Consider the following 22,745-nt stretch of genomic DNA (forward strand, 5'->3'; position numbering starts at 1 on the left):
GGCGGTGCGCTCTCCCCTCAGCTCGCCGGGTAGCGGTCGATGGCGGGCGGCGTGGGCGCGGGCTGGCCGGAGAGGCCGAGCGTGGCCTCGTAGGCCTTCTTCCAGTTGCCGTTCTTCTCGTTCGCGGCGAGGGCGTCGTCCAGGGCGAAGCGCAGCGCATTGTCGGAGCGCGGCACGCCGATGCCGTAGGGCTCCTCGGAGAAGGGCTTGCCGACCACCTTGAGCTCCTCGGGGACCTTGGCCGCGTAGCCGAGGAGGATGGAGTCGTCGGTGGAGACGGCGTCGACCTGGTAGGTCAGCAGGTTGTCCACGCAGACCGAGTACGTGTCGTAGGCGACGAGGACGGCCCGCGGGAACTCCTTCTGGAGCCGCTGGTACGGGGTGGAGCCGGCGGCCGAGCAGACCTTCTTGCCGTCGAGGTCCTCGGGGCCCTTGATGTCCGTCTCCCCCTTGCGCACGAGCAGGGACTGGCCGGCGAGGAAGTAGGGGCCGGCGAAGCCGACCTGCTTCTTGCGGTTGTCGTTGATCGTGTAGGTGCCCACGTAGTAGTCGATCTGGCCGTTCTGCAGGGCCGTCTCGCGGTTGGCGGAGGCGATGGTCTTGAACTCGATCGTCTTGGGGTCGAAGCCGAGCGAGGCGGACATCATCTTGGCGATCTCGATGTCGAAGCCGGAGTAGCGGCCGCTCGCGGGGTCCTTCTCCCCCATGTACGGCTGGTCCTCCTTGGCGCCGACCACGAGGTGGCCGCGCTTCTTGGCCTTCGTCCAGGTCGGCGAGTCCGGCAGCTGGAAGCCGGTGGCGACCTGGTAGACGGGCAGGTCCTCGGGCTGCGGGCCCTTGACCGGCGGGCTGCCGGACTTCCCGCAGCCGGCGAGGGCGCCCAGCAGGAGGAGGGCGGCGGCGAGGGCGGGCAGGACCCGGGCGCGCGGGGCGTTCGCGCGGATGCGCGGGGCGTTCGTCGGAAGCTGTCTCATCGGGCCGCCCCTCAGTGCTTGAGGATCTTGGAGAGGAAGTCCTTGGCCCGGTCGCTCTCGGGGGCGGTGAAGAAGGCCTCCGGGGTCCGGTCCTCGACGATCCTCCCGTCGGCCATGAACACGACGCGGTTGGCGGCGGAGCGGGCGAAGCCCATCTCGTGGGTGACCACGACCATGGTCATGCCCTCCGCGGCGAGCTGCTGCATGACCTCCAGCACCTCGTTGATCATCTCCGGGTCGAGCGCGGAGGTGGGCTCGTCGAAGAGGAGGGCCTTGGGGTTCATGGCCAGCGCCCGGGCGATGGCCACGCGCTGCTGCTGGCCGCCGGAGAGCTGGGCGGGGAACTTCTCGGCCTGGTCCGCGAGGCCCACCCGCTCCAGCAGCTCGCGGGAGCGCTTGTCCGCCTCCTCCTTCTTGCGCTTCCTGACCTTGATCTGGGCGAGGGAGACGTTGGCGAGGACCGTCTTGTGCGCGAAGAGGTTGAAGGACTGGAAGACCATCCCCACGTCCGCGCGGAGCGCGGCGAGCTCCTTGCCCTCGGCCGGCAGCGGCTTGCCGTCGAGCGTGATCGTGCCCGACTCGATGGTCTCCAGCCGGTTGATCGCCCGGCACAGGGTCGATTTGCCGGAGCCGGAGGGGCCGATGACCACCACCACCTCCCCGCGGCCGACGGTGAGGTTGATGTCCTGGAGGACGTGCAGTTGTCCGAAGTGCTTGTTGACGTCCCGCAGCTCGATCAACGGATCGACGGCCATACGCTGCCCTGCCCACTTGTCGGTGTGTCGAGGTCAGCGCAAACTATCCAGCCGGGGAAGGGCACTTCACCGCGACACGCCTAAAAGCCGCATAAAGGCCCGCGAGGTCAGCCTTACGTGGCCGTCTCGGCCTTCCGGCGCCGTCTCAGCCTTCCGAGGCTTCGGCGTAGGCCTGGCTGAGCTCGGGGGATCCCGTCATCGCCCAGGACACCCCCGACTCGACCACGTTCAGTTCGCGGCCCGAGGCCAGCCGGATCATCGGCTGGCCGTTGGGCCACACCTGCCAGGCGGCGCCGGGAACGGAGCGGACGATCACGGTCCCGAGGTAGAAGCCCGCGTCGTTGCCCAGCCACGGCGTGATCTCCGGATCACGGCGCCAGCGCGGCATCAGCTGGTCGATCTTCTCCAACGAGCGCGGGCTCTCGTCGAGTTCGAACCCGGCCGAGCGCGCGTGGGCGCGCAGCATCTCGCATTCCGCGAACATCTCGTTGATGCCCTCGGGATCGTCCGCGAGGGCCGCGGCGAGTCCCGCACCCGGTTCCGCTTCGTGTCGATTGATCCAGTTGGCCAGGAAAGGGATGTTCATAGAGCCAGCCTGACACCCGGATCCCGGCCGGGCGACTGGGCGCGCGCGGACTGTGACAGATAGGAGTGAGCTAGACCGCCAGGTCGACGACGACCGGCGCGTGGTCGGAGGCGCCCTTGCCCTTGCGCTCCTCGCGGTCCACGTAGGAGTCGGTGACGGCCTTGGCGAAGGCCTCGTTCCCGTAGACCAGGTCGATGCGCATGCCCCTGTTCTTCGGGAAGGCCAGCATCCGGTAGTCCCAGAAGGTGTACGGCCGGTCGTACTTGAGCGCGCGCGGGAAGACGTCGGAGAGCCCGGCCGCGCGCAGCTGCTCCAGGGCGGCCCGCTCGGCGGGGGTGACGTGGGTGAGTCCCTCGAAGACCGCCGGGTCGTAGACGTCCTCGTCGGTCGGGGCCACATTGAAGTCGCCGAGCACCGCGAACGGGCGCTCCCCCGCCGCGTCTTCGGCGACGGCTGCGGACAGGGCGCGGAACCAGTCCAGCTTGTAGCCGTAGTGGTCGTGCTCGACCTCGCGCCCGTTGGGCACGTACACCGACCAGACGCGCACCCCGTTGCAGGTGGCGGAGATCGCGCGGGGCTCCTGGACCCCCTCGTAGTCGGGCCCGCCGGGCAGCCCCACGACCACGTCCTCCAGGCCCACCTTGGAGAGCAGGGCCACGCCGTTCCACCGGCCGGTGGCGTTGACCGCCGACTCGTAGCCCAGTGCGCGCAGCTCCTCGTACGGGAACTGCTCCGCGGAGCACTTGGTCTCCTGGATGCACACGACATCGGTGCCGGAGCTCTCCAGCCAGGCCAGCAGGCGCGGCAGCCGGGCGGTGATCGAGTTGACGTTGAACGTGGCGATACGCATGCCGTCCAACCTACCGCCCGGCACCGACAGTCACAGTTCGGCGCTGTCCCCGGCGGTGAGTCGGGTGTGCGGGGAGCCGCCGAGGGCGTTCAGGGCGGAGTCGTAGATCGGGCGGGCGAGGTCCGCGAGGTAGGCGTCGTGGATGTCGATGGCCACGCGCGGCTTGACCGCCCGGACGTAGTCGACGACCTCGGCGATCTTGTTCCAGGGGGCGTGCACCGGGAGCATCAGCGTGTCCACGGGGGCGTCCGGCACGGTCAGCGCGTCGCCGGGGTGGAAGAGCGAGCCGTCGACCAGGTAGCCGACGTTGGTGACCCGCGGAATGTCCGGATGGATCACGGCGTGCAGCTCGCCGTGCACCTGCACGTCGAAGCCGGCCGCGGTGAAGGTGTCCCCGTGGCCCACGGTGTGGACGCGGCCCGGGTAGGCGGGGGCGAGCTTCTCCGCGACGCTGCGCAGGGTCCACAGCCCGGCCGCCGGGTTCGCGTCGAGGGCGGCGCGCAGCCGGCCCTCCTCGAAGTGGTCGGGGTGCTCGTGGGTGACGAGCAGGGCGTCGGCGCCGAGTCCGGCGTCCGCTTCGCTGAAGGCGCCCGGGTCGATGACGAGCACGCGCCCGTCCTTCTCCAGCTGGACGCAGGAGTGCAGCCGCTTGGTGAGCTTCATGATCGAAGGCTAGCGGCGCGGCGGGCCCGGGAAGGCGGAGCCGGCCGGATTCGAACCGGCGTCCTCGCGATTTTGGAGACCGCGCGCGACGACCTCTGCGCTACGGCTCCGCCCCCGGACAGCACCCTACCCGCGAGGCGGGTGGCGCGCGGCGGCGCCCGGACGGCCTACGGCACGGTCGTGGAGACCACGTACACCTTGGCGACGTCGGGGTCCGTGAGGTCGACGGTGATGTCCCGGGTGGGCCGCGAGCCCTCAGCTTCGAGGGTGGTCCCGAGCCACTGGATGTCGGGCGTCCAGGTCCAGCCGGCGACCGAGGTGTCGTGCTCGGAGATCGCCGACCCGGGGGTCAGCTTCTCGCGGCTGGTGCCGACGGAGGACAGGAAGGCGTCCAGGTCCTCCGGGACGACGGCGAACTGCGCGTACAGCCGGCTGGTGCGCCAGTTGTTGGTCTCCAGGAATCCGACGCGCCAGGCCTTCGGCGGGATCGGCACCTCGTAGATGCTGCGCTGCACCTTGGACGGCCAGCCGGGGCGCACCGTGTCGGCGCCGACCTTGGCGGCCTTGTCGCGGCCGCTCTGGCGGCTCTGCTGGGCGGAGACCGCGAGGTAGCCCGCCGGGACGCCGACCAGGAGCAGGATGATGATCGCGGTGATCCAGCGGCGCCGCACCACGTGCTTGCGGTCCTCGACGGGCATCGGCGCGCCGGGCCGCTCGTCGGGGGACGGGGCCTGGCGGGGCAGGGAGGGCGGGGTCACCGGATCTCTTCCAGGATGCTCGGGGCTTCGGCCCGGGGAGGAATGTGTCCCTCCATCGTAGGCACGGAGTGCCGGCGTTCTCTTCGCATCTGTCGCGACCTGCAGTTTCTCGGTCGAAAAGGGCCCAGGCCGAGAAGGAAAAGTGCGGTCCGGCCCGGCTGGACAAGATGCTGACCGAAGCACGCAACCACAACACCTGGTGGGGTGAGGGCAGCAGCGTCCCGCAGCAGCAGTCGGTACGCGACTTCGGGAAGTCCCGCGCCAAAGCCTTGAAGGACGTCAAGGCCCGGCTGCCGATGCGGCAGCGGGCGGGAATGCCCAGGTTCAAGAAGAAGGCCAGGGCCGACCCGAGCCTGAACTACACGCGGCGGGGATTCCGTATCAAGGACGGCCGACTGCATCTCGCGGGCGGCATCATCCTGACCGTGGTCTGGTCCCGCGACCTTTCCGCGGTCCCGTCGTCGGTGCGGGTCTACCGTGACAGCCTCGGCCACTGGTACGCGTCCTTCGTCGCCCCCACCGAAACCCAGCATCTTCCGGAGACGGGCGCGGTGATCGGGATCGACTGGGGCGTGAAGGAGACCGCGACCACCACCAGCGACGGCCACGACCTCCCGCACGCCGAGCACGGCAGGAAGGCTGCGGCCGGGCTCGCCCACTATCAGCGGATGATGGCGCGACGGAAGCCGGTGAAGGGCAGGCCCGGTTCGAGGGGCTACCGAGCGGCGATGAAGCTGGCGGCGAAGCTCCACAAGAAGGTTGTCCGGCAACGCCAGGACACCGCCCGCAAGTGGGCGAAGTCTGTGGTTCGTGACCATGACGCCCTCGCGGTGGAGGACTTCCGGCCGAAGTTCCTCGCCGCGTCGACCTTGGCGCGAAAGGCAGCCGACGCTGCGATCTCCGCGACCAAGCGCGAGCTGATCACCATGGCCCGCAAACACGGGCGCATCGTGCACCTCGTGCACCCCGCGCACACCACCATGGACTGCGCGCAGTGCGGAGCGAGAACCAAGCACGCACTACCTCTCTCAGAACGTACCTACACCTGCACCGCGTGCGGAGCCGTGTCCCCCAGGGACAAGAACTCCGCCCACGTGATGCTCGTCCGGGCTGGTCTCAACCCGGCTGGTGCCGATCGTGTAAGAGCTGACGGACCGCAGGTCCACAGCCAACGTGAGCCAGGAATCCCCGTCCTCTAGGGCGGGGAGGATTCAATGCTGTTCCTGGTCCTCGGGGCCGGTGGTGGTGTCGCGCCGGCCGAACTGCGCGTAGCGCTCGTACCGCTCGACGCGCCGGCGCGTGGCGCGGCGGAAGCGGCGGGCGACGAGCCGGGAGAGGTCGGCGGCGCCGACCATGCCCGCTTCGGGGCCGAGCTGGGCCTTGGCGATGCGGGCCTCGGGGCGGTAGCCGCGGCCGGTGAGGTGGCGGCGGAAGGCGTCGCGGGCGGGGCCGATCAGCAGGTCGTCGGCGGCGCTGACGCCGCCCCCGATGACGAAGCAGGAGGGGTCGAGGGCGGCCGCGAGGTTGGCGATGCCGACGCCGAGCCACTGGCCGATGTCCTGGAGCAGTTCGACGCACATGGCGTCGCCCTCGCGGGCCAGCTCGGTGATGAGCGGCCCGGTGATCTCCGAGACGTTGCCGCCGACCCGGGCGATGAGGTTGTGCGCGACCGGGGAGTCGGCGGCGGCCAGCTCGCGGGCCTCGCGGACCAGGGCGTTGCCGGAGCTGTACTGCTCCCAGCAGCCGCGGTTGCCGCAGGGGCAGCGGTGGCCCCCGGGGACCACCTGCATGTGGCCGAACTCGCCGGCGACCCCGTAGCGGCCGCGCTTGACCTGGCCGCCTTCGAGGATGGCCCCGCCGATCCCGGTGCCCAGGGTGATCATGACGAGGTGGTCCTCGCCGCGGCCGGCGCCGAAGCGCCACTCGGCCCAGGCGGCGGTGTTGGCATCGTTGTCCACCATGACCGGGACCGCGAGCCGGGACTGGAGCGCGTCGCGCAGCGGTTCGTCGCGCCAGGCCAGGTGCGGGGCGAAGAGCACGCGGGAGCGGTCGGCGTCGACCCAGCCGGCGGCGCCGATGCCCACGGCGTGCACGTCGTGCCGGTCGGAGAGGTCGAGGACCAGCTCGACGATGGTGTCCTCGACCACCTTGGGGCTCTTGGACTTGTCCGGGGTCTCGGTCCGGATCTTCTCCAGGATGACCCCGTCGGCGTCGACGACCCCGGCCATCACCTTGGTGCCGCCGATGTCGATGCCGACGGTCGGAACGCGCGGTGCGGTCAGGTGCGAGCGGCGCTCACGGGTCCCGATGGTCCGCAGGACGGTGCCTCGCGCCGCCCCCCGGTGGGCGAGCGTGAAGTCCCGGTACGTGCTCATCGAGTCGTGTCGTCCCTCATGGTGCGGCGGGGCCCGGGGTGGGGCCGGATGCCGGATCGGATGGAGTGGCCGGTGGGGAGGCGGATGCGCTGTCAGGACCTGATTCTGCCACTCGCTCCAGTTCGTGGCTCAGTTCGTCGAGCTCCGAGCCGCCCGCCATCTGCCGGGTGAGCTCGTCCAGGGTGATCGAGTCGCGGGTGTGGCTGCCCGCCATGGTGCCGCGTTTGAGCAGCACGAACCGGTCTCCGACCAGGTGGGCGTGGTGGGGGTTGTGTGTGATCAGGACCACGCCGAGGCCCGCGTCACGGGCCGCGGCCACGTACTTGAGGACCACCCCGGACTGCTTGACTCCGAGGGCGGCCGTGGGCTCGTCGAGTACGAGGACCTTCGCGCCGAAGTGGACGGCGCGGGCGATGGCCACGCACTGCCGCTCGCCGCCGGACAGGGTGCCGATGGGCTGGTCCACGTCCCGCAGGTCGATGCCCATGCGCAGCAGCTCGGCGCGGGTGGTGGCGCGCATGAGGTCCACGTCGAGGCGGCGGAAGGGGCCGCGGCCCTTCGTGGGCTCGGAGCCGAGGAAGAAGTTGCGCCAGACGGGCATGAGCGGGACCACGGCGAGGTCCTGGTAGACGGTGGCGATGCCGTGGTCGAGGGCGGCGCGCGGGTTGGCGAGCACGGTCTCCTCGCCCTCGATCTCGAAGGTGCCGGCGTCGTGCCGGTGCAGCCCCGCAATGATCTTGATGAGGGTGGACTTGCCGGCGCCGTTGTCGCCGAGGACACAGGTGATCTCGCCGGCCGAGACCTCCAGGGAGACGTCCTGGAGGGCGCGGATGTTGCCGTAGTACTTGCTGACGCCGGTCAGCTTCACCAGGGCGGGTGCGCCCGCCTGGGGTCCTTCGGGCCCGTTCTCGGTCTCGGTCATCGTCACTTCGCCTCCGCCCGCTTGCGGACCCATGCGTTGAGCAGCGTGGCCACCAGCAGCATCGCGCCGAGGAAGAACTTGAACCAGTCCGGGTTCCACTGGGCGTACACGATGCCGTTGCTGGTCATGCCGAAGATGAAGGCGCCCACGGCGGAGCCGATGGCCGAGCCGTAGCCGCCGGTCATCAGACAGCCGCCGATGACGGCCGCGATGATGTACAGGAACTCGTTGCCGACGCCCTCGCCCGACTGGACCACGTCGAACGAGAAGAGGATGTGCTGCCCGGAGATCCAGGCGCACAGCGCGACGCCCATGTACAGGCCGATACGGGTCTTCACGACCGGCACGCCGGTCGCGCGGGCCGCGTCCGCGCCACCGCCGACGGCGAAGATCCAGTTCCCGGCGCGGGTGCGCAGCAGGATCCAGGTGGCCACGGCGACCAGGACCAGCCACCACAGGATGGTGACCTTGAGGGTGACCGAGCCGAAGGTCCACTGCGAGGCGAAGAGCGCGCGGGCGGAGGAGAAGCCCTCCATGTCGGCGATGGTCTTGGTGGAGACCGAGCCGCTGATCAGCTTGGTGAAGCCGAGGTTCAGGCCGGTCAGCATCAGGAAGGTGCCGAGCGTGATGATGAAGCTGGGCAGCTTCGTGCGGGTCAGCATGAACCCGTTGAAGAACCCGATCCCCAGGGTGACCAGCAGCGATACGAGGACGCCCACCCAGACGTTGGCGGTCATCTGGTAGCTGAACATCGAGCTGAGCAGCGCCGAGGAGGTGACCATGACCCCGGCGGACAGGTCGAACTCACCGCCGATCATGAGCAGGGCCACTGGGACGGCCATGATGCCGATGGTGGAGGCCGAGTACAGGATCGTGCTCAGGCTGGAGGCCCGCAGGAAGCTGTCGGCGGCGAAGGAGAAGAAGACGAAGACGGCGATCGCGCCGACCACCGCGCCGAGCTCGGGGCGGCCGAGCAGGCGGCGCAGCAGCGAGGTGGGGGCGAGGCGCTCGTCGCGCGGGGCGGGGGCGGGAGCGGGGGCCTTGGTGGCGGTGGTCATCGGCTGCCCCGGTTGATGAACTTCTCCAGGGTGGCCGCCTCGGCCCCCGTGACGATCTGCGGCCCGGTGAGCACGGGCCGGCCGCCGCCGAGCACGTCGGCGTTGTAGCGGTAGAGCCAGAGCAGGTCGACGGCCTCGTAACCCTGGAGGTAGGGCTGCTGGTCGACGGCGAATCCGAGGGCGCCGGACTTCAGGTCGCGGGCGACGGAGGCGTTCAGGTCGAAGGTGTCGACCTCGGCCTTGCTGCCCGCCGCGTCCTTGGCCTTGGCGGCCGTGGGGGCGAAGGGCGCGCCGAGGGTGACGATCGCGTCGACGGAGGGGTCGGCCTGGAGCTTGGCCTGGAGGGCGGCCTGGACGGACGGCATGTTGGTGCCCTCGACGTACAGGTTCTCCATGGTCCCGCCGGACTCGCCGAAGGTCTTCTTCGCTCCGGCGCAGCGCTGCTCGTGGCCCACGTTGCCCTGCTCGTGCAGGACGCAGACGGCCTTCTTGCGGCCGCGCTTGCCCAGCTCGGTGCCGACCGCCTCGCCGGCGATCACCTCGTCCTGGCCGATGTGGGTGAGCGCCCCGTACTCGGCGGACTGGGCGGATCCGGAGTTGACCGTGATCACCGGGATGCCGGCCTTGACGGCCTTGGCGAGGACGTCCTTGAGGGCCTCGGGCTTGGCCAGGGAGACGATCAGCCCGTCGACCTTCTGGTCGATGGCGTTCTGGACGAACTGGGCCTGCTGCTGCGCCTGGTCGTCGTGGGCGTAGACGAAGTTGATGTTGTCCTTCGCCGCGGCCTCCTTGGCGCCCTTCTGCACGATGTCCCAGAAGGTGTCGCCGTCTCCCGCGTGGGTGACCATCGCGAAGGTCCAGCGCGGGGTGGAAACGGCGGGGCGGCCCGCCGCATCGGCCTTCGCGCGGTCCTCGGCGCGCTTGCCCCCCGTACTGCTGCAGCCCACGAGGGAGGCACCCAGTACCGCCGCGAGCACCGCGCCCACGAGGCGTACCCCTGTCCGAATCCTGGCCACGTCTGCCCGTGCCTTTCGTTTGTCGCGCCCTACCCGCTCGCCCGAACGGTCGTTTCTTTCGAGTCGCAGCCGCCCAGTATCCGTCACAGTGCACCATGCAAGGTCATCGGGGCCATTGCGGACCGTGCCGGACACAGCGGGGCAGATTGACAGCTCCCCCGGACGGGGCCACGTTGAGTGCATGCGCATCGGGATCATCGGCACGGGCCGGATCGGTTCCTTCCACGCGTCGGCACTGGCCCGCCAGGCGGACGCGAGCTCGCTCCTGCTCGCCGACGCCGACCCCGCGCGGGCGGCGCGCCTCGCCGACCGGCTCGGGGCCACCGCCGCGCCCACCGTCGAGCAGATCTTCACCTGGGGCGTGGACGCCCTCGTGGTGTCCTGCGCCACCGAGGGGCACGCGGACCTCGTCGTACGGGCCGTCCGCGGCGGGCTGCCGGTGTTCTGCGAGAAGCCGGTCGCCCCGGACCTGGAGCGGACCCTGGCGGTGCTGCGCGAGGTGGCCTCGGCCGGCGGAGTGCTCCAGATCGGCTTCATGCGCCGGTTCGACGCGGGCTACACGACGGCGCGCGAGCTGGTCCGCTCCGGAGCCCTGGGCCGGCTGCACACCGTACGGACCACGACCGCGGATCCCTCGCCGCCGGGCGCCGAGTACCTGCGGACCTCGGGCGGGCTGTACCGGGACTGCCTGGTGCACGACTTCGACATGGTCCGCTGGGTGACCGGGCACGAGGTGAGCGAGGTGTACGCGACGGGGTCGGACGCGGGGCCGCCGCGGTTCCGGGAGGCGGGTGACATCGACACGGCCTCCGCCGTCCTCACCCTGGACGACGGGACGCTGGTCTCCAGTACCGGTACGCGGTGCAACGGCGCCGGGTACGACGTACGGATGGAGCTGGCCGGGGAGCTGGACCAGGTCTCCACCGGGCTGGACGACCGTACGCCGATCGCCTCGACCGAACCGCAGGGACCGCCCCCGGCGACCAAGCCCTGGGCCGGGTTCCTGGAACGCTTCGCTCCCGCCTACGAGGCCGAGCTGGCGGCCTTCGTCCGGCTGGTGCGGGGCGAGGGCCCCAATCCGTGCGACGGCGTCGAGGCGCTCGCCGCGTTCCGCGTGGCGGAGGCCTGCGAGCTCTCGCGGCGGGAGCGGCGCAGGGTGGCCCTGGAGGAGCTCCCGGACCTCTGAGGGCCGCGGGCGGATCCCCGGGGCCCGTAAGCCGTCCGAGGCGTCCGAGCCGTCCGAGCCGTCCGAGCCGTCCGAGGCTCCCGTCCCGTCCACGCCGGCTACCAGGACACCGGGTGCCGGGTCGTCCCGCGGATCAGGGTCCCCGGCGACCATGCGAGGACGGCCGGCTCCTCCCGGAGGTCCGGGAAGCGCTCCACCAGGGACCGGATCGCGATCCGGCCCTCCAGCCGGCCGAGCGGGGCGGCGACGCAGTGGTGGATGCCGTGTCCGAAGGCGATGTGCCCGCCGCGGCAGGTGCGGTGGATGTCGAAGGTGTCGGGGCGGTCGAAGCGGGCGGGGTCCCGGTCCGCGGCGGCCAGGCAGACGAGGACGCCGGAGCCGGCCTCGATGAAGGTGCCGCCGATCTCCAGGTCCGTGGCGGCGAAGCGGAACGTGGCCGTCTCCACCGGGCCGTCGTAGCGCAGGATCTCCTCGACGGCGCCGTCGATCAGTCCGTCCGGGTCGGCGCGCAGGGCGGCGAGCTGGTCGGGGTGGGTCAGGAGCGCCCGCATCCCGTTGGAGACCAGGTGCACGGTGGTCTCGTGCCCGCCGACCATCATCAGGACGGCCATGGCGACCAGTTCCTGGCGGGAGAGCCGGTCTCCCCCGTCCCCCCGGCTGGTCACCCAGTCGCTGAGCAGGTCCTCGCCCGGATCGGCGATCTTGGCGTCGACGAGCCCGGCCGTGTAGGCGGTCATGGCGCGCACGGCCGCGTTCTCGGACTCGACCCCGGTGGGCGAGACCATCTCGGTGATCCAGCCGTGGAAGGCGTCGCGGTCGGCCACCCCGACCCCGAGGAGCTCGCAGATCACGGTCATGGGCAGCGGCTGGGCGAAGGCCTCGATCAGGTCGGCGCGGCGCTCCGGGAGGGCCTCCATCCCGTCGAGGAGCCCGTCGACGATCTCCTGGATGCGCGGGCGCAGCGTCTCGATCCGGCCGGGTGCGAAGGAGCGGGAGACCAGTCGGCGCAGCCGGGTGTGGTCCGGCGGGTCGGCGCGCATCATGTTGGCGCTGGACTCGGTCCGCTCCCGGTCGGTGTAGAGCCCGGCGGTCAGCCAGTTCTTGGACACCGCGGGGTGCGTGAGGGCCTGGCGGGCCTCCTGGTGGCCGACGATCAGCCAGACCTCCTGGCCGTCGGCCGCCTTCACGCGGTGGACGGGCCCCTCCGCACGCAGGCGCGCGTAGTGGGGGTACGGATTCTCGTTGAAGTCTTCGGCGATCGTACTGAGGTCCAGGACCGGCATGTGGCCACCCTAGACCGGGAGTTGATCTACTCCGGAGCGGGTTTCGGCCATTTGCTCAGCCAGCCGCGCGCCGTCCCCAGGCGGTACCCGCGAGTACGAGCGCGACCCCCGCGAACCCGGCCGCGCCGAGCTGCTCGCCGCCGATGGCGATGCCCGCCGCCGCGGCCCACAGGGGTTCGGTGCCGAGCAGCAGGCTGACGCGGGAGGGGGAGGTGCGGCGGACGGCCCACATCTGCACGAAGAAGGCGAACAGGGTGCAGAAGACGGAGAGGAAGGCGAGTCCCGCCCACTCGGCCGGGCCGAAGTCGGCGGCGGCGGCCCACGGGCTCGCGCCGGTGCCGGGCAGCAGGGCCAGTACGGCGAACACGGCGACCGCGGTCCCGAGCTGGACGGTGGTCAGGGAGAGCGAGTCCGCCTCCTGCACGGCCTTGATCCGGGCCATGAGCAGGACGTGCACCGTCCGCGCGAGCGCGGCGCCGAGGATGAGCAGGTCGCCGAGGCTCGGGGTGGTGAAGCCCGCGCCCTGGGTGAGCAGGACGACTCCGCAGACGGAGACGGCCGCGGCGCCGAGGAAGGCGGGCGAGGGCGCTTCGCGGCGGACGGCGGACTCGGCGAGCGGGGTGAAGATCATGGTCAGGCTGATGATGAGCCCGGCGTTGGTGGCGGAGGTGTGGACGACCCCGTAGGTCTCCAGCAGGAAGATTCCGCCGAGTACGAGTCCCAGCGCTCCGGCGCCGCGCAGTTGAGCGGGGGTGAGCGCGCGCAGCCGGCGCCGGCCCGCGATGACGAGGACGGGCAGGACCAGCGCGAAGCGCAGGACGAGCACCGCGATCACGGTGTGCGTGGTGGTGACGCCCTTGGCGGCGAGGTAGCTGCCGCCCCAGACGACGGCGACGAGCAGCACCGGCAGATCGGCGAGCCAGGCCCTGCGGGGCGAGGCGACGGGAGCGGGGGTGGGGGTGGGGGCGGCGACGGTGGACACCGGTTCTCCAACGGCAGAAGGCAGGTGGAGACTTCGGCGGCTCGCACGGGGGAAGGGCCCAAGCTACCCGAGCGTGATCGGCCGGTCGAGCCTTTTGATCCCCGGGCGCCGCCGCCCGCCGGCGGGCCCGCGGACCCGTGGAGCCGCAGGCCAGGGCCCGTGTCAGGCGAAGGTGCCGAACGCGGCGCGTCCCTTCGGCCGGTAGGTGTGGATGGCCGTGCCGGCCGAGGTGGTCCGGGAGTCCTTCAGCTCGAAGGCCGTCGGCAGCCCGCCCGTCGGGAACAGCCGCCGTCCGCCGCCCAGGAAGACCGGGAAGACCAGCAGGTTCAGCTCGTCCACCAGGTCCCGTGCCAGCAGCCACTGCGCGAGCGCGCCGCTGCCGTGCACTTGCAGCTCCCCCTCGGTCGCGTCCTTGACCCGTACTACCTCGCTCTGCAGCTGCTCCCCGTCGATCACGGCGGCGGGGCCCCAGGCCGGCTCCTTGAGCGTGGTCGAGGCCACGTACTTGGGCAGCCGGTTGAGCCTGCTCGCGACCGGGTCGGCGGAGTCGGCGTGCTGCGGCCAGTACGAGGCGAAGATCTCGTAGGTCCGGCGCCCGAGCAGGAAGGCCCCGGCCCGGTCGAAGACCTCGGTGACGAACTCCCCCATGCCCTCGTCGGCGAAGGGCACGAGCCACCCGCCGTACGAGAACCCGCCGCTGGTGTCCTCCTCCGGCCCGCCGGGGGCCTGCATCACACCGTCGAGGGTCAGGAAGGTGGTGAGGGTCAGCTTGCCCATGGCTCTGCGCTCCTTGGCTCCGGTACGCCGACGACTCCGGTACGCCGGCTGTCACGGGTTCAGACTCCCGGGCCGCCCGGAACTCATCGGTCCGGCGCGCCCGAACGACGGGTCCGTTTCCGATCGGCAAGACACCCCCTGGGCCGTCAGGTCAGCCAGGAGCCGGCCTTCATCAGGTCGCGTCCGGCGATCTCGTTCACCTCTCGCCAGGCCTGGATCCACACGGGCGTGACCCGGAAGTACGGATAGGGCGTCTTGAGGCTGCTCGGGTCGAAGCCGGAGTGCGCCGCGAAGGCCTCGATCTCGCCGGGCGCGAGCTCCGCCGCCTCCAGCCGGGTCACGGAGCCCCCGACGAGGACCACGTCGCGGGTCGTGCCGAAGGCGAGGCGCGCACGGCCGCTCGCCGCGAGGTTGCGTCCGGTGGGCAGGGTGCGTCCGGTCGACAGCAGGAAGGCCTCGCCGTCCCACCGGAACGAGAGGGGCACGAGACAGGCGACGCCCTCGGCGTCCGCGGTGGCGACCCAGACGTCGATGTCGCTCTCGAACCGGGCCAGCGCGTCCTTGCGCCGCTGCTCCGTCGTGCGTGGTGTGCTCTGCGCCATCGTGGCCCCCCTGGGTGATCGCCGTAGCGGCAGGCTAGCCGGGCGCGCGTCCGGCCGGGGCGCGGACCCCGCGGAGGCATCGAGTCCGCCGGGTACGAAGGCCGCTGGGCACGAAGCCCGCAGGGGCGCGCCGTCGAAACGGTGCGCCCCTGCGGGGTGTTCGGGCATGCCCCGGGAGTGTCGGCTCCCGGGGCGGTCACGAGGGTGGCGTCAGCCGCCCAGCTCCTGGTGACGGGCGGTGTGCGCGGCGGTGCCGGCCTCCGTCAGCGCGCCGAAGAGGCGCAGGCGGGAGAAGCCGCCGTCCGGGAAGATGTCGATGCGCACGTGCGTGCCGACCGCCGGGGCGTCGAGCACGAAGCGGTGGTTGGTGTCGGGCTGCAGGCGGGTGCGCGGCAGGAACTCCGTCCACTCGCCCTCCTCGCCCGTCTTGATCGACAGCGAGGCCCAGCCGGCCGAGTTGCCCTTGAGGTACGCGGTGTCGATCTCGACGGCGCGGATCTCGGACTCGGCGACGAGCTGGTAGCGGATCCAGTCGTTGCCGTTGTCGCGGCGGCGGGCGGTCTCCCAGCCGTCGTCCATCTTGCGGGAGCGGCCCGGGTTGATGGTGTTGGTCGGCGGGGAGTAGAAGCGGTTGGAGGCGTCCTGGACGGAGCCGCCGTTCTCCAGGGCCACCACGTCGAAGGAGCCGAGCGCCGCGAGCCACTTGGGGTCGGGGACGACCTCGCCGTAGACGCGCAGGCGGGCGATGCCGCCGTCGGGGTGCTGGTTGACGCGCAGGTGCGTGAAGCGCTGCTCGGCGTCGATCTCGAAGCCGTTGGCCGCGTGGCCGCCGACGGTGGTGCGGGCGACGATGGTCGTCCACTTGATGTCGTCGCCCTGGAGCTCCGCCGGGGTCGGCGCGAGGGCGCCCTCCCAGTTGGTGGCCTCTACGGAGACGGCCTGCGGCATGTTGCCGCGGAAGTGGGCGGTGTCCACGACGATGCCGCGGATGACGCCGGGGGCGCCCAGGCGGACGAGCGCCCAGTCGTGGTCCTCGGGGGTCGGCCAGGGCTGGGTGGCGGAGATGCCGCGGCGGCGGCGGGTCTCCCAGCCGTCCATGACCTTGCCCTTGTGACCGAAGTCCTCGGGGTCGAAGTGCGCGGCCTCGGAGATCAGCAGGTTCTCGCGCTGGGCGAAGAACTCGTCGTTGGCCTCGATGACACCGGCGCCGAGCTCACGGGCGGCGAGGTTCGCGTACTGGGTGAACGGGAAGTCCGCGCTGCGGTAGTCCGCGTACGGGTCGCCGCCTCCGTACGGGTTCGCGTTGCCGGTGAAGGATTCAATCGCCACTGTCAGTTCTGCCTTTCAAGGAGTCGGCCGGTGGGCTCGGACGGGGTGCCGTGGTCGGCGATCTGCGCGCCGCGCAGCCAGGTGGACTTCACGACGCCGTGCAGGGTCTTGCCCGCGTACGCCGTGACCTGGTTGCGGTGGTGCAGTTCCGCGGGGTCCACGGTGAAGGTCTCTTCGGGGGCCAGGACGGCGAAGTCGGCGTCGCGGCCGGCCTCGATCGCGCCCTTGCTCGCCAGACCGGCGAGGGCGGCCGGGGCGGCGGACATCCAGCGGACGACGTCCTCGAGGGTGCGGCCGCGCTTCTTGGCCTCGGTCCAGATGGCCGGCAGGCCGAGCTGGAGGGAGGAGATGCCGCCCCACGCGGTGGCGAAGTCGCCGGTCTTGAGGTCCGCGGTGGAGGGGGAGTGGTCGGAGACGATGCAGTCGATCGTGCCGTCGGCGAGCGCGTCCCACAGGACGTCCTGGTTGGCGGACTCGCGGATGGGCGGGCAGCACTTGAACTCGGTCGCGCCGTCCGGGACTTCCTCGGCCGTGAGGGTGAGGAAGTGCGGGCAGGACTCGACGGTGATCTGCACGCCCTCGGCCTTGGCCGCGGCGATCAGCGGCAGCGCGGAGGCGGAGGACAGGTGCAGGACGTGGACGCGCGCGTTCAGTCGCTTCGCCTGGTCGATCAGGTTCTGGATCGCGGTGTTCTCGGCGTCCTGGGGGCGGGAGGCCAGGAAGTCGGCGTACTTGGGGCCCGCGTTCTGCGGCGCGGACTCCAGGTGGTGCGGGTCCTCGGCGTGCACGATCAGCAGGCCGCCGAAGCCGGTGATCTCGGCGAGCGAGGCGGCCAGCTGCTCCTGGTCGAGCAGGGGGAACTCGTCGACGCCGGAGGGCGACAGGAAGCACTTGAAGCCGAAGACGCCGGCGTCGTGCAGCGGGCGCAGGTCCTTGACGTTGTCCGGCAGCGCACCGCCCCAGAAGCCGACGTCCACGTGCGCCTTGGTCCGGGCGACGTCCTGCTTGACCACCAGGTTGGCGGTGGTCGTGGTCGGCGGCAGGGAGTTCAGCGGCATGTCGAGGATGGTGGTGATGCCACCGGCCGCGGCGGCGCGGGTGGCCGTCCAGAAGCCTTCCCACTCCGTGCGACCGGGGTCGTTCACGTGGACGTGGGTGTCGACCAGGCCGGGGAGGAGCACGTCGTCGCCGAAGTCCTCCAGCCGGGCACCGGCCGGTACGTCGGCCTCGTACGGCAGCACGGCCGCGATCTTCCCGCCGGCGACGGCCACCGAAGCGGCACGCGTCCCCTCGGGGGTGATGACGCGCGTCGAGCGCAGTACCAGTTCCACAGCCAGGTCGGACACCGGAACCTCCCCATCTACTTCCACAGAGCGAAATTCAACGTTCTGTTGACGGAGTCTTCCCGTCGATCCGGAACCAGTCAAGAGCGCCCGGACGGACCACTGACGGCGGCGTATCGCAATTGGAGGTTTCCACAGGATGGAATTAAGATTTCGCTATGCAGAATGTAGCTACCGCCACCGGGAACCGGACGGGCGACTTCCCGAGGACGTCCACCACCAGGACAAACCGCCTCTGACCGGCGGGGACGGCATTGCCCCGGCTCTAGGGCCGACGCAGACCGACCGGTAGGCTGCTTGCTTGCCTGCCAGCACCGAAAGGACCGCGCCCGTGCCGACGTCCAGCGCCAGCACCACCGACGCCTCCACCAAGCCCACCGCCAGCGGTGGCGTCCAGTCCCTTGAGCGCGCCTTCGATCTGCTCGAACGCATGGCCGATGCCGGAGGCGAAGTCGGCCTCAGCGAGCTCTCCGCCGCCAGCGGTCTGCCGCTGCCCACCATCCATCGCCTCATGCGCACCCTCGTGGCGTGCGGCTACGTCCGGCAGCAGCCCAACCGACGTTACTCCCTCGGACCCCGGCTGATCCGCCTCGGCGAGTCCGCGTCGCGTCTGCTGGGCACCTGGGCCCGCCCCTACCTGGCACGCCTGGTGGAGGAGACCGGCGAGACCGCGAACATGGCCCTGCTCGACGGGGACGAGATCGTCTACGTCGCCCAGGTGCCGTCCAAGCACTCCATGCGCATGTTCACCGAGGTCGGCCGCCGCGTGCTGCCGCACTCCACCGGCGTGGGCAAGGCGCTGCTCGCCTACACCCCCGCGGACGAGGTACGGGCCCTGCTCTCGCGCACCGGGATGCCGGCCGCGACCGAGAAGACCATCACCACGCCCGAGGGCTTCCTGGAGGCCCTGGAGGTCGTCCGGCGGGTGGGCTACGCGGTCGACGACAACGAGCAGGAAATAGGAGTCCGCTGCCTGGCGGTCTCCGTGCCGAACTCGCCGACCGCCGCCGCGATCTCCATCTCCGGCCCGGCCGGCCGGGTGACCGAGGCCGTGGCCGAGTCCTTCGTGCCGATCCTCCAGGGCGTCGCGGCCGAGCTGTCGGTGGCCCTGCAGAGCCAGAACCCGGCGTAGGCCCTGGCCGGGCGGTAGACCCGAGAAAGAGCCCGGCGCCCCCTCCAGGGGGGCGCCGGGCTCTCGCGTACTCCCCCGGCCCTCCGGCGGCCGGGACCGCCCGGGCTACGTAGGGGAGCCCCTCCGGCCGGGCCGCCGGAGGGGCTGAGGAGGAGATCTCGCCGGTCAGGCCGCCGGGACGGACCGCGCACCCTGCGTGAGGCGGCCGTCGGTCATCGTCGCCGTGGCGTCCATCCGCTCCAGGTGCGCGTGGTCGTGGGTGACCAGGACGGTGGCGGTGGAGCGCTCCCGGGTGAGGGTGACCAGCAGGTCCAGGATCGCGGCGCCGCGCTCGTGGTCGAGGGCGCTGGTGGGCTCGTCGACCAGCAGCACGGCGGGGTCGTTCATCAGGGCGCGGGCAATGTTGATCCGCTGGCGCTGCCCCCCGGAGAGCTGGTGCGGCCGCTTGTCGGCCTTGTCGGCCAGTCCCACCGCGTCCAGCAGCTCCAGGGCCCGCCGGCGCAGGGTGCGCGCGGGCCGGCCGGACAGGTGGGCCATGACCTGGAGCTGTTCGGCGGCGGTGAGCGAGGCCAGCAGGTTCGGCTGCTGGAAGACGATGCCGATCTTCTCCCGGCGCAGCGCCGACTTCTCGCCCGCGCCGAGCGCCGAGGTGTCCTGCCCGGCCACGACCACCCGTCCCGCGTCGGGCGTGACGAGGGTGGCGGCGACCGCCAGCAGGCTGGACTTCCCGGATCCGGAGGGTCCGACCACGGCCGTCAGGGTGCCGGCCGGCACCTCCAGGCCGACCGCGTCCAGCGCGGTGAGGCGGCCGTCGCCGTCCGGGTAGGTGAGCGTCACGTCGTGCACGAGCAGGGTCATCGGGCGCTCCCGAGAGCGGTCAGGGGGTCTACGGCGGTGATCCGCCGGATGGACAGGGCGGCGCCCAGCGCGCCGAGCGCGATCATGACGGCGGCCGGGACCAGCACGGTGGCGGCGTCGAGGACGAAGGGCACGTCACCGCCGCTGATCAGCGCTCCGAAGCCGGCCGCGAGCGCGGTGCCCGCACCGGTGCCGAGCGCCAGCATCACCACGGCCTGCCCGAGGGCGTCCTTGAGCAGGTACGGGGTGGAGGCACCCAGTGCCTTCAGCACGGCGATGTCCCCGCTGCGCTGGATGGTCCACACGGTGAAGAAGGCCCCTATGACCAGGGCCGAGATGGCGAAGAGGAACCCGCGCATCAGCTGGAGCGAGCCGTTCTCCGAGGTGTAGGAGCCGATCGCGCTCAGCGCCCCGTCGATGGTCTGGGCCTCGGTGCCCGTGGCCTCGTCCCCGGCTGCCCAGTCGACGCCGGAGCCGTCCAGGGCGACGACGGTGGCGAGGGTGTCGATGGAGGTGCCGGGGTTCCCGACGCGCTGCCAGTCGTTGAGGTCCATCCAGACGACCGGGGTGTGGCTGTAGGCGGCGGTGCCGGAGACCGCGGCGACGGTCAGCTCGACCTGGCCGATCCTGAGCTTGCCCCCGGCGGTCAGCCCGCCGAGCTCCTTGGCGGCCTTCTCCGTGAGGACCACCTGTCCCTGGGCGAGCCCGCTCCCCCGGGGCGCGAGGGAGCCCGCGGGATCCACGCCGAAGACGGACACGCCGGCCGTGCGCTCACCCGAGACGACGTTGGTGGTGCGGATGCCCAGCGGATGCGCCGAGGTGACCCCCGGCTGTTCCCGCCAGGCCAGCCAGGCCTTCTCGGGCACCTGGGAGTTGGTGAAGGAGACCTTCTGGTCCCCGGTGGGCGCGGCGAACGCGAGGCGGGTGGTGGCGGGCAGGCCGGTGATGGCCGAGATGTTCTCCCGGGCCAGGCCGGCGGTGAGCCCGGACAACAGGCCGACCAGCAGCGTGATCAGCAGCACCACCGAGCCCATCAGGGCGAAGCGGCCCTTCGCGAACCGTAGATCTCTCCATGCGACGAACATGTTCCCCACCTTGGTCTTCCGCGTGGACACAAGGCATCGCGCCACAGTAGTGATCCTCGTATCGAAGGACGCACCAAGACATCAATCCTTTGGTTGACCGGGGCCTCCGGGCCCGGACTTACGCTGGTCAGGCCATGACTGCTCCCTTCCCGCCCCCGGCGCCCGCCCTCCCCCCGCCCGCCATGCCCGGTGCCCCCGGCGCCCGCGCCCTCACCCCCGTCTCCCGCGTCCTGCGGCTGTGCCTGCACGCGCTGCTCTTCGGCCTGCTCGCCCTCGCCGCCGGCCGGGCCGTCGCCGACTCCGCGCCGCGCGCGGGCTGGGTGGTCGCGGCCTGCGCGGTGCTGGCCGCCGTGTACCTGGCGGGCGTACGGACCCCCGCGGTGCACAGCTCGGCGCGCGCCGGGGCGGTGTGGCTGGCCGCCCTGGGCGCGGCCTGGGCCGCGCTGCTCGTGGTCTCCCCCGAAGGGCTGTGGATCGCCTTCCCGCTGTACTTCCTGGAGCTGCACCTGCTGCGGCTGCGGTGGGGCGTGACCGCCGTCGCGGTGACGGCGGCGGCCGCGATCGGCGGCTTCCTCGCGCACAGCGGCGCGGTGACCCCGGGGGCCTTCCTGGGGCCGCTGCTGGGCGGGGCCGTGGCGGTGGCGACCGTACTGGGCTACCAGGCGCTGTACCGGGAGAGCGAGCGGCGCCGCGAGCTGATCGAGGAGCTCATCACCACCCGGGCCGAGCTGGCCGCGGCCGAGCGGAGCGCCGGGATCCTGGCGGAGCGGGAGCGCCTGGCCAGGGAGATCCACGACACCCTGGCGCAGGGCCTGTCCTCCATCCAGCTCCTCCTGCGGGCCGCCGAGCGCAGCCTGCCCGGGGACTCGGCGGCCCTCCCGCACATCGGCCGGGCCCGGGAAGCCGCCCAGGACAACCTCGCCGAGGCGCGTCGCTTCGTACGGGCCCTCACGCCTCCGGACCTGGAGCACGGGTCGCTGCCGGCCGCGCTGGAACGCTTGTGCTCGGGGGCGCCGGGCCCCCGGGTCCGCTTCTCCCTGAGCGGCACCGCGCGCCCCCTCCCCACGCCCTACGAGGTGGCGCTGCTGCGGATCGCGCAGTCGGCGCTGGCCAATGTGGTGCGGCACGCGGGGGCCGGGCGCGCCGAGATCACCCTGACCTTCATGGACTCCTCGGTGACCCTGGACATCGTCGACGACGGCAAGGGCTTCGACCCCACGTCCGCGCCCTCCGGTGACGGCGGCTTCGGGCTGCCCGCGATGCGCTCGCGCGCCGAAACCCTCAGCGGCCTGTTCACGGTCGAATCCGCCCCGGGCCAGGGCACCGCCGTGGCCGTCACCCTTCCCCTGCCCGCGGAGGCCCTGTCATGACGATCCGGCTGCTCCTCGCCGACGACCACCCGGTGGTCCGGGCCGGGCTGCGCGCGGTGCTGGACACCGAGCCGGACTTCGAGGTGGTGGCGGAGGCGGCGACGGCGGAACGCGCGGTGGAGCTGGCCGGCTCCGCCGGGGTCGACGTGGTCCTGATGGACCTCCAGTTCGGACCCGGCGGAGGCATGCACGGCTCGGCGGCCACGGCCCTGATCACGGCCGGGTCCCCGTCCCCCCGGGTGCTGGTCCTGACCACGTACGACACGGACGCGGACATCCTGGCGGCGGTGGAGGCGGGCGCCTCGGGCTACCTCCTCAAGGACGCCCCGCCGGAGGAACTGGCGGCGGCGGTCCGCACCGCCGCGGCCGGCCAGTCCGCGCTGGCCCCGGCGGTGGCGCTGCGCCTGATGGACCGCATGCGGACCCCTGCGGAGGCCCTGACCAAGCGCGAGCTGGAGGTCCTCCAACTGGTCGCGGACGGCCTGTCGAACCAGCAGATCTCCAAACAGCTCTTCCTCAGCCAGGCCACCGTCAAATCCCACCTGGTCCACATCTACGCAAAACTGGGCGTCGACTCCCGCACCTCGGCCGTAGCCGCGGCAGCAACCCGCCGCCTGATCCGCACGCCGTAAATCCAGCCGTCCGGCGGGTGAGGCTTTTCAAGCCGTCCGGCAGGTGAGGCTTTTCAGCCGTCCGGCGTTTGAGGACCGGGGTCCGGGGCGGAGCCCCAGGGGGTCCGGGCGCAGCCCGGTACCCCTCCAGCCCGTCCGGCGCTTGAGGACCGGGTCAGGGCAGAGCCCTGGGAACGGAGGAAGGGCGGGTAGGGGACTCCGCCCCGCAG

General features: G+C 71.8%; 23 protein-coding genes and 1 tRNA gene. 5 read left to right on the forward strand and 19 right to left on the reverse strand.

Annotation, left to right across the window (positions count from 1 at the left end; all coding sequences use genetic code 11):
- Positions 1-17: 17 nt before the first annotated feature.
- The 7 genes from ACODT5_RS10710 to ACODT5_RS10740 form a co-directional block, all read right to left on the reverse strand.
- Positions 18-974 (reverse strand): glutamate ABC transporter substrate-binding protein, encoded by a 957-nt coding sequence (locus ACODT5_RS10710; protein WP_422518942.1) that lies wholly within the window; start codon positions 972-974, stop codon positions 18-20.
- 11 nt (positions 975-985) lie between these two features.
- Entirely contained in the window at positions 986-1,729 is a 744-nt protein-coding gene (locus tag ACODT5_RS10715) for an amino acid ABC transporter ATP-binding protein (RefSeq protein ID WP_422518943.1), read from the reverse strand.
- A 145-nt stretch (positions 1,730-1,874) separates the two neighbouring features.
- Positions 1,875-2,315, reverse strand: a complete 441-nt coding sequence (locus ACODT5_RS10720) for a DUF6278 family protein (protein ID WP_422518944.1) — start codon at positions 2,313-2,315, stop codon at positions 1,875-1,877.
- A gap of 70 nt (positions 2,316-2,385) precedes the next feature.
- Positions 2,386-3,165, reverse strand: a complete 780-nt coding sequence (locus ACODT5_RS10725) for an exodeoxyribonuclease III (RefSeq protein WP_422518945.1) — start codon at positions 3,163-3,165, stop codon at positions 2,386-2,388.
- 30 nt (positions 3,166-3,195) lie between these two features.
- Positions 3,196-3,828, reverse strand: a complete 633-nt coding sequence (locus ACODT5_RS10730) for an MBL fold metallo-hydrolase (protein ID WP_422518946.1) — start codon at positions 3,826-3,828, stop codon at positions 3,196-3,198.
- A gap of 35 nt (positions 3,829-3,863) precedes the next feature.
- A tRNA-Trp gene (locus ACODT5_RS10735) sits at positions 3,864-3,938 on the reverse strand.
- Between the two features lie 57 nt (positions 3,939-3,995).
- The gene (locus ACODT5_RS10740; RefSeq protein WP_422518947.1) at positions 3,996-4,586 is read right to left on the reverse strand and encodes a hypothetical protein; all 591 of its coding nucleotides are present in this window, start codon (positions 4,584-4,586) and stop codon (positions 3,996-3,998) included.
- 89 nt (positions 4,587-4,675) lie between these two features.
- On the opposite strand from ACODT5_RS10740, the gene ACODT5_RS10745 reads away from it, so the two are divergent.
- Positions 4,676-5,785 (forward strand): RNA-guided endonuclease InsQ/TnpB family protein, encoded by a 1,110-nt coding sequence (locus ACODT5_RS10745; RefSeq protein WP_422519620.1) that lies wholly within the window; start codon positions 4,676-4,678, stop codon positions 5,783-5,785.
- 12 nt (positions 5,786-5,797) lie between these two features.
- Here the strand turns inward: ACODT5_RS10745 and ACODT5_RS10750 are convergent, their stop codons facing one another.
- Genes ACODT5_RS10750 through ACODT5_RS10765 form a run of 4 tightly spaced genes read right to left on the reverse strand, consistent with a single transcriptional unit; the run spans position 5,798 to position 9,957 of the window.
- Positions 5,798-6,961, reverse strand: coding sequence for an ROK family glucokinase (locus ACODT5_RS10750; RefSeq protein ID WP_422518948.1), 1,164 nt, complete (start codon positions 6,959-6,961; stop codon positions 5,798-5,800).
- A 16-nt stretch (positions 6,962-6,977) separates the two neighbouring features.
- Positions 6,978-7,883, reverse strand: a complete 906-nt coding sequence (locus tag ACODT5_RS10755; RefSeq protein ID WP_422518949.1) for an ATP-binding cassette domain-containing protein — start codon at positions 7,881-7,883, stop codon at positions 6,978-6,980.
- A 2-nt stretch (positions 7,884-7,885) separates the two neighbouring features.
- Entirely contained in the window at positions 7,886-8,941 is a 1,056-nt protein-coding gene (locus tag ACODT5_RS10760; RefSeq protein WP_422518950.1) for an ABC transporter permease, read from the reverse strand.
- Positions 8,938-9,957, reverse strand: coding sequence for a sugar ABC transporter substrate-binding protein (locus ACODT5_RS10765; protein ID WP_479685661.1), 1,020 nt, complete (start codon positions 9,955-9,957; stop codon positions 8,938-8,940). Before ACODT5_RS10765 ends, ACODT5_RS10760 begins: the two co-directional genes overlap by 4 nt.
- Before the next feature lie 181 nt (positions 9,958-10,138).
- Between ACODT5_RS10765 and ACODT5_RS10770 the strand changes: the two genes are divergently transcribed.
- Positions 10,139-11,143 (forward strand): Gfo/Idh/MocA family protein, encoded by a 1,005-nt coding sequence (locus ACODT5_RS10770; protein ID WP_422518952.1) that lies wholly within the window; start codon positions 10,139-10,141, stop codon positions 11,141-11,143.
- A gap of 98 nt (positions 11,144-11,241) precedes the next feature.
- On the opposite strand, the gene ACODT5_RS10775 is transcribed toward ACODT5_RS10770, so the two are convergent.
- The 6 genes from ACODT5_RS10775 to allB all read right to left on the reverse strand — a co-directional run bounded on the left by ACODT5_RS10775 (position 11,242) and on the right by allB (position 17,453).
- Positions 11,242-12,426, reverse strand: coding sequence for a cytochrome P450 family protein (locus tag ACODT5_RS10775; protein WP_422518953.1), 1,185 nt, complete (start codon positions 12,424-12,426; stop codon positions 11,242-11,244).
- Between the two features lie 55 nt (positions 12,427-12,481).
- Entirely contained in the window at positions 12,482-13,408 is a 927-nt protein-coding gene (locus tag ACODT5_RS10780) for a DMT family transporter (RefSeq protein ID WP_422518954.1), read from the reverse strand.
- Between the two features lie 162 nt (positions 13,409-13,570).
- Complete coding sequence (locus ACODT5_RS10785) at positions 13,571-14,185, reverse strand: dihydrofolate reductase family protein (RefSeq protein WP_422518955.1); 615 nt, start codon at positions 14,183-14,185, stop codon at positions 13,571-13,573.
- Positions 14,186-14,331: 146 nt separating this feature from the next.
- Positions 14,332-14,787 carry a pyridoxamine 5'-phosphate oxidase family protein gene (locus tag ACODT5_RS10790; protein ID WP_422518956.1) on the reverse strand — a complete coding sequence of 152 codons (456 nt, stop codon included), beginning with the start codon at positions 14,785-14,787 and terminating at the stop codon, positions 14,332-14,334.
- A gap of 210 nt (positions 14,788-14,997) precedes the next feature.
- On the reverse strand, positions 14,998-16,116 hold the full coding sequence (alc, locus tag ACODT5_RS10795) for an allantoicase (protein WP_266903494.1): 1,119 nt from the start codon (positions 16,114-16,116) through the stop codon (positions 14,998-15,000).
- A gap of 2 nt (positions 16,117-16,118) precedes the next feature.
- On the reverse strand, positions 16,119-17,453 hold the full coding sequence (allB, locus tag ACODT5_RS10800) for an allantoinase AllB (RefSeq protein ID WP_422519621.1): 1,335 nt from the start codon (positions 17,451-17,453) through the stop codon (positions 16,119-16,121).
- A 337-nt stretch (positions 17,454-17,790) separates the two neighbouring features.
- On the opposite strand from allB, the gene ACODT5_RS10805 reads away from it, so the two are divergent.
- The gene (locus tag ACODT5_RS10805; RefSeq protein ID WP_385367555.1) at positions 17,791-18,591 is read left to right on the forward strand and encodes an IclR family transcriptional regulator; all 801 of its coding nucleotides are present in this window, start codon (positions 17,791-17,793) and stop codon (positions 18,589-18,591) included.
- A gap of 165 nt (positions 18,592-18,756) precedes the next feature.
- On the opposite strand, the gene ACODT5_RS10810 is transcribed toward ACODT5_RS10805, so the two are convergent.
- Entirely contained in the window at positions 18,757-19,449 is a 693-nt protein-coding gene (locus ACODT5_RS10810; protein WP_422518957.1) for an ABC transporter ATP-binding protein, read from the reverse strand.
- Positions 19,446-20,534, reverse strand: coding sequence for an ABC transporter permease (locus tag ACODT5_RS10815; RefSeq protein WP_422518958.1), 1,089 nt, complete (start codon positions 20,532-20,534; stop codon positions 19,446-19,448). Before ACODT5_RS10815 ends, ACODT5_RS10810 begins: the two co-directional genes overlap by 4 nt.
- 182 nt (positions 20,535-20,716) lie before the next feature.
- Between ACODT5_RS10815 and ACODT5_RS10820 the strand changes: the two genes are divergently transcribed.
- Together ACODT5_RS10820 and ACODT5_RS10825 are read left to right on the forward strand one after the other, a co-directional pair.
- Complete coding sequence (locus tag ACODT5_RS10820) at positions 20,717-21,904, forward strand: sensor histidine kinase (RefSeq protein WP_422519622.1); 1,188 nt, start codon at positions 20,717-20,719, stop codon at positions 21,902-21,904.
- On the forward strand, positions 21,901-22,536 hold the full coding sequence (locus tag ACODT5_RS10825) for a response regulator (RefSeq protein WP_254381158.1): 636 nt from the start codon (positions 21,901-21,903) through the stop codon (positions 22,534-22,536). Before ACODT5_RS10820 ends, ACODT5_RS10825 begins: the two co-directional genes overlap by 4 nt.
- Positions 22,537-22,745: the final 209 nt, after the last annotated feature.

It is taken from the genome of Streptomyces tatrensis (assembly GCF_049310065.1).
Taxonomy (GTDB): domain Bacteria; phylum Actinomycetota; class Actinomycetes; order Streptomycetales; family Streptomycetaceae; genus Streptomyces.

What these genes read in the sequence shown, in the direction of transcription:
- ACODT5_RS10810 (WP_422518957.1), bottom strand. Translation starts at nt 19,449, where the DNA reads ATGACCCTGCTCGTGCACGACGTGACGCTCACCTACCCGGACGGCGAC.
- ACODT5_RS10720 (WP_422518944.1), bottom strand. Translation starts at nt 2,315, where the DNA reads ATGAACATCCCTTTCCTGGCCAACTGGATCAATCGACACGAAGCGGAA.
- ACODT5_RS10760 (WP_422518950.1), bottom strand. Translation starts at nt 8,941, where the DNA reads ATGACCACCGCCACCAAGGCCCCCGCTCCCGCCCCCGCCCCGCGCGAC.
- ACODT5_RS10775 (WP_422518953.1), bottom strand. Translation starts at nt 12,426, where the DNA reads ATGCCGGTCCTGGACCTCAGTACGATCGCCGAAGACTTCAACGAGAAT.
- ACODT5_RS10770 (WP_422518952.1), top strand. Translation starts at nt 10,139, where the DNA reads ATGCGCATCGGGATCATCGGCACGGGCCGGATCGGTTCCTTCCACGCG.
- ACODT5_RS10820 (WP_422519622.1), top strand. Translation starts at nt 20,717, where the DNA reads ATGCCCGGTGCCCCCGGCGCCCGCGCCCTCACCCCCGTCTCCCGCGTC.
- ACODT5_RS10825 (WP_254381158.1), top strand. Translation starts at nt 21,901, where the DNA reads ATGACGATCCGGCTGCTCCTCGCCGACGACCACCCGGTGGTCCGGGCC.
- ACODT5_RS10755 (WP_422518949.1), bottom strand. Translation starts at nt 7,883, where the DNA reads ATGACCGAGACCGAGAACGGGCCCGAAGGACCCCAGGCGGGCGCACCC.
- ACODT5_RS10730 (WP_422518946.1), bottom strand. Translation starts at nt 3,828, where the DNA reads ATGAAGCTCACCAAGCGGCTGCACTCCTGCGTCCAGCTGGAGAAGGAC.
- ACODT5_RS10785 (WP_422518955.1), bottom strand. Translation starts at nt 14,185, where the DNA reads ATGGGCAAGCTGACCCTCACCACCTTCCTGACCCTCGACGGTGTGATG.
- ACODT5_RS10815 (WP_422518958.1), bottom strand. Translation starts at nt 20,534, where the DNA reads ATGTTCGTCGCATGGAGAGATCTACGGTTCGCGAAGGGCCGCTTCGCC.
- ACODT5_RS10710 (WP_422518942.1), bottom strand. Translation starts at nt 974, where the DNA reads ATGAGACAGCTTCCGACGAACGCCCCGCGCATCCGCGCGAACGCCCCG.
- ACODT5_RS10725 (WP_422518945.1), bottom strand. Translation starts at nt 3,165, where the DNA reads ATGCGTATCGCCACGTTCAACGTCAACTCGATCACCGCCCGGCTGCCG.
- ACODT5_RS10790 (WP_422518956.1), bottom strand. Translation starts at nt 14,787, where the DNA reads ATGGCGCAGAGCACACCACGCACGACGGAGCAGCGGCGCAAGGACGCG.
- ACODT5_RS10715 (WP_422518943.1), bottom strand. Translation starts at nt 1,729, where the DNA reads ATGGCCGTCGATCCGTTGATCGAGCTGCGGGACGTCAACAAGCACTTC.
- ACODT5_RS10750 (WP_422518948.1), bottom strand. Translation starts at nt 6,961, where the DNA reads ATGAGCACGTACCGGGACTTCACGCTCGCCCACCGGGGGGCGGCGCGA.